This is a genomic window from Rhodomicrobium sp. (assembly GCF_047605405.1).
GTDB lineage: Bacteria > Pseudomonadota > Alphaproteobacteria > Rhizobiales > Rhodomicrobiaceae > Rhodomicrobium > Rhodomicrobium lacus.
Window position 1 is genome coordinate 66574 of sequence record NZ_JASGFR010000019.1, and the last position, 10500, is coordinate 77073.

General features: G+C 61.8%; 6 protein-coding genes. All 6 read left to right on the plus strand.

Annotated elements, in window-relative coordinates:
* Positions 1–14: 14 nt before the first annotated feature.
* Positions 15–1019: a threonine ammonia-lyase gene (locus tag QM659_RS09565; RefSeq protein WP_415188245.1), complete on the plus strand. Its 1005-nt coding sequence runs from the start codon at positions 15–17 to the stop codon at positions 1017–1019.
* Between the two features lie 27 nt (positions 1020–1046).
* Complete coding sequence (locus tag QM659_RS09570) at positions 1047–1964, plus strand: metallophosphoesterase (protein ID WP_415188246.1); 918 nt, start codon at positions 1047–1049, stop codon at positions 1962–1964.
* Between the two features lie 147 nt (positions 1965–2111).
* A complete protein-coding gene (locus QM659_RS09575) occupies positions 2112–2531 on the plus strand; it encodes a L,D-transpeptidase (RefSeq protein ID WP_303484158.1) in 420 nt (139 codons plus the stop codon).
* 350 nt (positions 2532–2881) lie between these two features.
* Positions 2882–3988, plus strand: a complete 1107-nt coding sequence (locus QM659_RS09580) for an S-(hydroxymethyl)glutathione dehydrogenase/class III alcohol dehydrogenase (protein ID WP_415188247.1) — start codon at positions 2882–2884, stop codon at positions 3986–3988.
* Positions 3989–4245: 257 nt separating this feature from the next.
* Positions 4246–7185 (plus strand): methyl-accepting chemotaxis protein, encoded by a 2940-nt coding sequence (locus QM659_RS09585; protein ID WP_415188248.1) that lies wholly within the window; start codon positions 4246–4248, stop codon positions 7183–7185.
* Positions 7186–7528: 343 nt separating this feature from the next.
* The coding region (locus QM659_RS09590; RefSeq protein ID WP_415188249.1) for an autotransporter domain-containing protein at positions 7529–10500 on the plus strand (2972 nt) is incomplete at its 3' end.

Genomic DNA, 10500 nt, shown 5'->3' on the forward strand with positions numbered 1-10500 from the left:
CGCGGGACGCTTTCATGCAGACGCCGACGATTGAAGACATTGTTGACGCCGACAAACGCATCCGGCCTCACGCCGTCGAAACGCCGCTTCTTGAGTTCGGCACGCTGAACGAAAAACTCGGCGGGCGCATCCTCTGCAAGGTGGAGGCGCTTCAGCGGACCGGGAGTTTCAAGTTTCGCGGCGCCTATAACCGCGTGTCCCGTGTCGACAGACAGGCATTCCCCGGCGGCGTGGTGGCCTGCTCGTCGGGCAACCACGCGCAAGGCGTGGCCGAAGCCGCCCGGCTCTGCGAAATCGACGCCGCCATCGTGATGCCGTCCGATGCGCCGCAGATCAAGATCGCGCGCACGAGCGCAAGCGGGGCGGACATCGTCTTTTACGACCGCGAGACCGAAGACCGCGAGGCGATCGCCCGCGACCTTTGCCAGAAGCTCGACGCGGATTTCATCGCGCCGTTCAACGATCCTTACGTGATCGCGGGGCAGGGCACGGTGGGACTGGAGCTTGCGCGGCAGGCAGAAGTGGCGGGTGCGAAACTCGACGCGGTCCTCGCTCCGGCGAGCGGTGGCGGCCTTGTCGCGGGCGTAGCGCTTGCCGTGAAGGATCGCGTTCCCGAGGCGGAAATCTATTCCGTCGAACCCAGAGGCTTCGACGATCTGGCGCGTTCGCTCGCAGCCGGCAAGCGCGTGCGAAACGAGCCCGGCGCTAAATCCATCTGCGATGCGCTGCTCATGCCCGAGCCCGGCGAACTTACATTCGCGCTGAACAGGGACCGCCTCGCGGGCGGCCTCGTCGTCAGCGATGCGGATGTGCGGCAGGCCGTGGCTTATGCCTGGCGCGACCTGAAACTCGTGCTCGAACCGGGCGGGGCGGTGGCTCTCGCCGCGATTCTGTCCGGCGCTCTCGACGTGGAGGGCCGGACCGTTGCCATCGTGCTGTCGGGCGGCAATGTGGACGCCCATCTGTTCGCGGAAATCATCGCCGATAACAGAGAATTGGCCTCGCCGCGCCACGAATAGGTAAAAAACGGGCTGTATGATCGACGCATGATCACACGCCGCAGCTTTCTCACCCTTGCCGCCGGGACCGTCGGCTCCGGCCTCCTCGGTGCGACAAACGCGTTCGCCATGGAGCCGCGTTATAGGCTGGCCGTGACCGGCTGGGATATCGAGCACCCGTCCTGGCCCGCTTCGGCGCCTCCGCTTCGCATCGGCGTCATGACCGACATCCATGCGGTCGAACCGTGGATGCCCGCGCGGCGCATCGGCGACATCGCGGCGCGGCTTGGTGCGCTGAAGCCGGACATGATCGTGTTGCTCGGCGATTACGTGAACGCGCTGCGCCCCCGCTTCGTATCGCGGTCGGTTCCGGTCAGGGAATGGGTTGCGGCGCTTGCGGAGCTTTCGGCGCCGCTCGGGGTGCATGCGGTGCTCGGCAATCATGACTGGCTCTCCGGCGAAGCGCCGTCGATCCGGCGCGCCTTTGAAAAGGCGGGGTTCGACCTCCTCGAAAACCGGGCCGTGAAGCTGTCGCATCGAGGCACCCCGTTCTGGATTGCCGGGGTCGTCGATCAGATCGTATCGCCGACTGCGGGAATTCGGGATCTCGAAGCCACGCTCGATGCCGTGACCGGCGACGACCCGCTCATCATGCTGTGCCACGAACCCGACATTTTCCGCGTGGCCCCGAAGCGGGTCGCGCTGACGCTCGCCGGGCACACGCATGGTGGACAGGTCTATATCCCGTTCGTCGGCCGCCCCGGACTTCCGCCGCAATACAGCGGAGACAATGCGGATCTGGCTTATGGTCATGTCGAGGAGGCCGGGAGGCATCTGGTCGTATCGAGCGGTCTCGGCCTGTCTCACATGCCGGTGCGCTTCCTCGTGCCGCCGGAAATCGTGACGATCAACCTTCGCGGCGTGGGAACTTCCGGCCTCAATATTCCTTTAACAAGCGAAGCGTAAACTCTGGCATTAAGCCGTGGTGCGCGTTCCGGCTGAGCGTGCGTCCGTGGCTGTCGTCGAGCGAGGGCGAAAAGCCTTTCGCTTCAATGTAAGTCGAAGCGGCTTTCGCTGCTTCTTGGGCACAGTATCCGGTTGTGGGGCACCCCGATGGGCAAGGTTTCCGTCGCCGTTGCGAGCGTTGTCGCTTGCACCGTATCCTTTTCTGTTGCGCAGGCCGATGTGGAAGTCCGCATCAGTAAATCGCGTCAGATGATGTATGTCTATGTCGACGGCGAACATTACTACTCATGGCCTGTCTCGACCGCGCGCGGAGGCTACAACACGCCGAACGGCGTCTATAGCCCGCAGCGGCTCGCCGTGTTCCATCGGTCGAGCAAGTACAATAATTCGCCGATGCCCTATTCGATCTTTTTCCATGGCGGCTACGCGATCCACGGCTCCTACGACATCGGCAATCTCGGACGCCCCGTCTCGCATGGCTGCATCCGGCTGCATCCCGAGGACGCGCGTGAGCTTTTCGGCCTCGTCAGCGACAGCGACTATACGCGCATCGTCGTGACGTATTAGCGCGGTTCGCGTTCATTTTGGTTCATGGCCGCATGAACTGAGGTAATTCGCGCGCTCGTCTGGCCGGAACGGCCGACGAGCCGCCGATGCGGGTGTAAAGGCCGTTGACGATGCGCTCGCCAGGCGAACGCCCGGCGTCTTCCGCGCCTCTGCGTGGCTATTGCCGTTGGAGCGGCACTCCCTTCACGGCGGCTTTCATTGCCCTTGCGACATTCGAGATGTATCCGATTTTGATGGCAGGCGCTGCTTCACATCCCGTGGATGTTGAGCGACGGCGGGCTGCGCCGGACGTTGCGAGATAAATTTACAAGAACAGGGCGGCCGGGAATTGGCTTGAGGAGGATACGGGATTGAAAACACGCGCAGCAGTGGCATTCGAGCCGAAGAAGCCGCTCGAAATCGTGGATGTGGACCTCGAAGGCCCGAAGGCGGGCGAAGTTCTGATCGAGATCATGGCGACTGGCGTCTGCCACACCGATGCCTATACGCTGGATGGCTTCGACAGCGAGGGCATCTTTCCGTCGATTCTCGGCCATGAGGGCGCGGGCGTGGTGCGCGAGGTCGGCGCGGGCGTCACCAGCGTGAAGCCCGGCGATCACGTCATCCCGCTCTACACACCGGAATGCCGCCAGTGCAAATCCTGCCTCAGCCGCAAGACGAATCTCTGCACGCATATCCGCGCCACACAGGGCAAGGGCCTGATGCCGGACGGCACGAGCCGCTTCTCCTACAAGGGGCGGACGATTTTCCACTACATGGGCTGTTCGACGTTCTCGAACTTCACGGTGCTGCCGGAAATCGCGGTGGCCAAGATCCGCGAGGACGCGCCGTTCGACACCTCGTGCTACATCGGCTGCGGCGTCACGACGGGCGTCGGCTCGGTGATCTTCTCCGCGAAGGTGGAGCCTGGCGCGAATTGCGTTGTATTCGGCCTCGGCGGCATCGGCCTAAACGTGATCCAGGGGCTGCGCATGGTGGGCGCTGACAAGATCGTCGGCGTCGACATCAATCCGTCGAAGGAGGAGTGGGGCCGCCGCTTCGGCATGACGCATTTCGTCAACCCGAAGGACGTGGGCGATATCGTTACTCATCTGGTGAACCTCACGGGCGGCGGCGCCGACTACAGCTTCGACTGCACCGGCAATACCACCGTGATGCGGCAGGCGCTCGAATGCTGCCATCGCGGCTGGGGCACGAGCATCATCATCGGCGTGGCGGAAGCGGGCAAGGAAATCTCCACGCGGCCCTTCCAGCTCGTCACGGGCCGCGTGTGGAAGGGTTCGGCGTTCGGCGGCGCGCGCGGCCGTACCGACGTGCCGAAGATTGTAGACTGGTACATGGAAAAGAAGATCGAAATCGATCCGATGATCACGCACAGGATGTCGCTTGAGAAGATCAACGACGCGTTCGATCTGATGCACAGGGGCGAGAGCATCCGCTCGGTGATCGTCTACTGAGGCTTGAGCCTCGCCCGGATAGCATAAGCGAGCGAACGCGGTTTCGTCAGCGGCGCTGAACCTACGCGACTGGAACGGCCGATGCGTTACGTCGCCTTCGCCTGCCACAGGCGGGGGCATGCGCGTGCCGTTCGTCTGGTATGTCTCCGGCCGTTAACCGCTCTGTTCGTCACAGTTTTAGCGGTTGTGGCAACGCACCGCCAACCCTCATCGCGTACAACCTAAGCTAAAGTATGGTTGTTGGTTGGAGTCGGGGGATGTTGAACGTACTTTTCGCGCCAGCTATGGCGATCATGAGCAGACTTCATTTTGGATCGAAGTTGGGACTCGCAGGGCTTCTGTTTGTCGTGCCTTTGGCGACACTCTCATTTGAACTGTATAATGAACTCGACAGAGATCTGCAGTTCAACAAGCAAGAGCAGATCGGACTTGAACTGATCGTGCCGGCAAGGCGCCTGCTACAGGCGGCGCAGGACTACGGTATCGCCAACCCTCTCGCCCTCGGCGGTCAGGATGAGGCCAAAAAGAAAGAGGCAAAATCCCGGGAAACCATCGATGAAATGCTGGAGCTTTTGACGGGCAAACTCGCCGCCATCCAGTCGTTTCAAAGGACGAAGGAAACTTTGTCTATCCTGAAGCAAAACTGGAAGGGAGTGAAGAATGCGTCCACTTTAACGATTATAGATAGCGGCAACGGAAGTCTCATCGATTTTACGAACAAGATCCATGATTTCATTGCCTTTATCGCCGACGACAGCAAGTTGACGTTGGACCCGGAAGCGGATGCATACTACCTCATCTTGACGACGACCTCAGGCATTCCGGCGCTCACCAGCAATGTGATCCGTCTTGAATATGAAGGCGAAGCCGTGCTGTCGAGGAAAGATAGCTCAGCATCGGAGCGTGTCCGGCTGAGCGTGTTGTCGGAAATCGTAAGCCGCGATTTCGAAACGTCGAGGCAAAATCTCGATAAGGCCATCACGGCCAATCCAGGCATTGCGGAAACAATAAAAGCCCGGAGCGACCAGGCAAGAGTTGCAACGGCTTATTTTCTTAAAAGAGAGGTAGGCGCTCTCTTGCGCGGTGACTTCAGCACCGAACGAGATGAATTCGCCAAGCGCTCATCCAACGCCATCGAAAAGCTTTACGCGCTCATGGATTTTTCGCTCGATACGCTCGACGGCATCCTGGCAAGCCGCGGCAGTAAAGCCGAACGAAATATGCAGTTTGTATTCCTCGTGAGCGGTGCCGCGCTTTTCATTGTTCTCTATATTTTTATCGGCACGCTTCTGTCTGTTCTTCGTTCTTTGAAAGCGATCGAAAACGGCGCGAACAGGCTCGCTCGTGGCGACCTTGCCGAGCCTGTCGAAAGTCACTCGAAGGATGAACTGCGGAAGGTCAGCGATGCCGTCAACAGCGTGATGACGACGCTTCAAAAATTCTCCGCCGCGCAGATCGACATGGCGCACGCCCATAATTCGGAAGGGCGTATTTCCGTGCGCCTTCGCGCGCATGAGTTTACGGGAACCTATGGCGAGATCGCCCACAATGTAAACGAGATGGTGCGTGGGCAGATCGATCTGACGATGTGCATCGCCAAACTCGTCGAGGAGTACGCCGAAGGCGATTTCTCGAAGCACATTCCGCCCCAGCCGGGTGAGCGAAAGGCCATTAGCGACGCTATCGACAAAGTCCGCGACGTGCTTGAAGCCGGCGCCAGCGCCGCGCGCTACAATGCGCGCGTCAAGGCTGCGCTCGACAATGTTGGCGTCCCCGTTCGCATCGCCGATATCGAAGGCCGGGTCATTTACGTGAACAAGGCCTTCGCTGCGATGCTCAAAAAGCACGAACCGGCCCTCCAGCGGCAATATCCCGGCTTCGATGCGGGCAAGATCGTGGGGAGCGTTGAGGTATTCGGCAAAAATGACACCGCGTGGACGTCGGCATATTCGCAGCAAGAGACCGCGCTGCGCAGGGTGTTCGGCGGGCGAAACTTCGATGTCGTCATCAGTCCAGTCCTCGACGAGCACGGCGAACGGCTCGGGACGGCCGCGCAATGGAACGATATAACCGACCAACTGATCGCAGAGAGAGAGATAGCGGCTCTTGTCGATGCCGCCGCCGCGGGCGACTATACGAAGCGGGCGGCAGAAGCCGGGAAGTCCGGTTTCCTCCTCGAAATGTCACAAGGCCTCAATGCGATCCTCGGCACGAGCGAGCATGCTCTCAATGACATCGACCGCCTTTTGAAAGCTCTCGCGGCAGGCGACCTTACGCAGAAGATCGATGGTCATTTCGAGGGCGTGTTTGCCGATCTGAAAGACAACTCGAACAGAACGGTCGATCAGTTGCGCGTCATCATCGCGCAGATCCGAGCGGCGTCCGGCACGATCCAGAACGCCGCGAGCGAGATCGCGACTGCGAACGATGACCTGTCGAGACGCACGGAAAATCAGGCGTCAAACCTTGAGGAAACAGCGAGCAGCATCGAGGGAATCGCCTCCACGGTGAAGCAAAACGCCGCCAACGCGCAGGAAGCCAATAAACTCGCCGCCGAGGCATCCAAATGCGCCCTTCAAGGTGGACAGCTGGTGTCTCAGGTCGTGACGACCATGAATGACATCACCGCAAGCAATCGTGAGATCGCCGATATCACCACCATCATCGACGCCATCGCTTTCCAGACGAACCTTCTGGCGTTGAATGCGGCGGTCGAGGCGGCGCGTGCAGGCGAGCAGGGCCGCGGTTTCGCTGTGGTGGCTTCGGAAGTGCGCAGCCTTGCCCAGCGCGTGTCTGAAGCCGCCAAGGATATCAAGGCTGTCATTGCGAACTCTGTCGGCAAGGTCGACGAAGGGGCCAAACTCGTGGAAAGCGCGGGCAGGGCGATGGAAGAGATTGTTGGTCAGGTGCAGCGCGTCAATTCGATCATCGGCGGTATCGCGATGGCCAGCAAGGAGCAGAGCGAGAGCGTGCAGCAAGTGAATGTGGCAATCACCCAGATCGACAGAATCACACAGCAAAATGCCGCGCTTGTAGAAGAAGCGACGGCGTCGGCGAGAAGTCTGGAGGAGCAGGCCCACGAACTTGTCGACGCGGTCGCATTTTTCAGGATCGCGGAGGAACGCCGTTCCTCAAGGAACGAGCCACCCGCCTCGCCCGATGTCGCGGAACGGGCAAAAGACTCCGCGCTGCATTGATGCGCGTCGGCGCAGAAAGCAGATCTTGCCTCTGCGCCAAGAAGACCCTCGGTGGCAGGCAGGCCTAAAGAGTCCACGGCGCGCGCTCTTGATTCAATCGAAAGCGCGCTCCGTGTTTTGGCTTGTCTGTCGTCTCGAAGTGACGGCGCGCGAGCCTGCCCGCTTCCTCTCTCGCTTTTGTCCAATTCAGAAAGACGGCGTTCGCCCCACGTGAGCGATGAGTAGCCCAAATGCATCACCGCGACCGCCCTCCAAGGCCCAGGCCAAGAGTGTCACGCAAGCTTCAAGGAGCGCTCATAAGGTCCGAAAATTCGGGTGGGCAATCAAAGAATTAGTTGGGCAAATGGGCAAGATAATGTTTTCCGGCTCTTGCGCCGCATTCGCGGCTGTGAGTCTGGTTCTGGTATCGAATGCGGCAGAGGCGGCGTGCGGTAGCGGCGGGAGCATCAACACGGCAAGCGGTTGCCAGACGCTGTCCACTGCTGGCAGCAGCCTGACCGTCACGAGCCTGGGCTCGGTGGCCGTCACCAGCGGTGACGCGGTCACGGCTTCGGGCTCGAACGTCACGATCACCAATTCCGGCACCATATCCGATACGGCGAACGGCAAGCGCGCCATCAAAGGCAGCGATGCGTCTGGAAGCCTTACCATCACCAATAACGCCGGGGCCACGATAACCGCTTCCGGCGACGACGCCATCAAGGTCGGGAGCAACGTCAGCGCCCTCACGATCACGAACGCGGGCGCCATTTCGGCGACGGGCAGCTCCGGTCAAGCCATCGACGCGCGTGATGCGACGGGCGGAACGATCACGAATTCCGGCACTCTCAGCGCGGCCTACGACGATGCGCTGCGTCCGGGCTCGAACATGACGATCACCAATACCGGGACGATTATCTCGACCAGTCCCTACAATACGAAGTGTCCCGACTATCTCGGCGCAACGGCATGCGCGAGCGCGAAGAGTGCCTCCGACGCCATCGACGTCGGAGGAAATACCGGGGTGACCGTAAATAACTACGGCACGATCAGCGGCCCCCGTCACGGTATCACCGCCGATACCGACGTCACCGTCTACAACTATGCGGGCGGCACGATCACCGGAAATAACGGCTCGGGCGTCGGTTCGGACGGAACGGGCAGAGTCTACAACTGGGGCACGATTACTGGAGCATACGCAGGCCCCGGCAACGCCTATGACCAGACGGGTACGGGCGCGACAGTCAACAACGGCGACGGCGACGGCGTCGATATCGACGGTGTGGCTTACATAGAAAACTGGGGAATCATTCAGGGCACGGGCGCAGGCGGCGTGGACAGCGGCGGCAATCCGAACGGCTCGGAAGGCATCGCGGCAGGCGGCGGCACCCTCATCAACCACACGGGCGCAACCATTTCCGGTGCGACCAACGGCATCCTGATCGACGACGGCGCGGGTGGTCCGGGTGTGGCGGCGGTATCCATCACCAATGACGGCACCATCACCGGCACGACCGGCTACGGCATCTGGATCGCCGGGAGCACTTACGACAACACGATCACGAACAGCGGCACGATCACGGGCGGCACGGCGGCGATCCGGATCGACGGCGGCAACAACACGGTGACGCTTCTCGCCGGGTCCGCCATCAACGGGGCGATTCAGCTCGGCAGCGGCAACGACACGCTGAACCTCTATACAGGCGCAACCGTCAACGGCCAGATCGACGGCGGCACGGGCGCGGACACCCTCAATCTCAAGGGTACTGGCGCAGGTTCCCTCTCCAACGCCACCAAGTTCGAGAACCTGAACATCTACGGCGGTGCGTGGACGTTGACGAGCGGCCTGAGCTTCTCCGGCAATGTGACGGTTGCCTCCACGGCAGTGCTCAAGGTCGGTGACGGCATCGGCACGCTGACGGTTGGCGGAAACTTTACGCAAGCGAGCGGCTCCACCTACGCCGTGCAGGTCACGCCCGGTTCGACCGCGTCCGACGCGATTAATATCACGGGGGCCGCAAGCGTGGACGGCGCGATCCTGAATGTGTCGAAAACCGCGAGCGGCCGCTATACCATCGGCTCCACCTATACAGTGCTTACCGCCGCTGGCGGCGTTTCCGGCGAATACACGCTGACGGGCGACACCACGCTTTCGGCCTTTTACGACCTCGTCGCCAAATACCCTGGAAACGCCGTCACGCTTGCTGTGACGCAGACCTCGGCCTTCTCGGCGGCGGCCACAACCCGCAACGAGACAGCGGCCGCGAACGGGCTGCAAAGCCTTTCCGAAGGCAACACGCTGCGCGATGCGGTCGGATATCTGACGAGCTACGAAACGGCGCGCGTCGCCTTCAACCAGCTTTCGGGCGAAGCGCATGCATCGGCCAAGGCCGCGCTCGTGGACGACAGCCGCTTTGCGCGGAGCGCCGCGCTCGACCGTCTGCGCGACGACGATCAGTGCGGCACCGAGTGGCAGCCCGTTTCCGCCAAGGACGAGCCCGCCGCACCCTGCGCGGCTGGCCTCTCGGCCTGGGGACGCGGGTTTGGATCGTGGGGCGGCATCGACGGCAACGGCAACGCACACGCCATCGATCACACAACGGGCGGCTTCTTCGCTGGCTTCGACGGCCTCGTCGGCAGCGGCATCCGCGCGGGCTTCCTGTCCGGCTACAGCCATTCAACCTATAAAGCCTCTGAAGTCGCATCCAGCGGATCGAGCGAGAATTACCATTTCGGCCTCTATGGCGGCGGCGCATGGGGACCGGTCGCGCTTCGCGTCGGCGGCTCCTTCACGATCTCCGACATCTCGCTGTCGCGCGGCGTCGCGTTCACCGGCTACACGGATCGCCTGAAGGCGGATTATCAGGCGGTCACGGGGCAGGTGTTCGGCGAGGTCGGCTATCGCCTCGGGGCCATCGCCACGCCAGCGGGCGCGGTCGTCGTGGAACCGTTCGCAGGGCTAGCTTTCGTGAACGTGCATTCCGACGCCTTCAACGAAACCGGCGGGGCGGCGGCGCTTGCTGCGCGCTCCGGCGATACCGGCGTGGGCTACTCGACCCTCGGCGTGCATCTCTCCCGCGACTTCGCCCTCGGCGGCATCGGCCTCACGGCAAAAGGCTCCTTCGGTTGGCGGCACGCCTTCGGCGACGTCACGCCGACGAGCACATTCGCGTTTTCGGGCGGCGATGCGTTCACGGTGGCGGGAAGCCCGATTTCGCGGGATGTCGCCTTCGTCGAGGCCGGTCTGGGTACAGCCGTGTCTTCGAATGTGACGGTGGGCGTGTCCTATGTCGGGCAGTTCGGCGACCGCTCCGACGACAATGGCGTGCGCGGCAC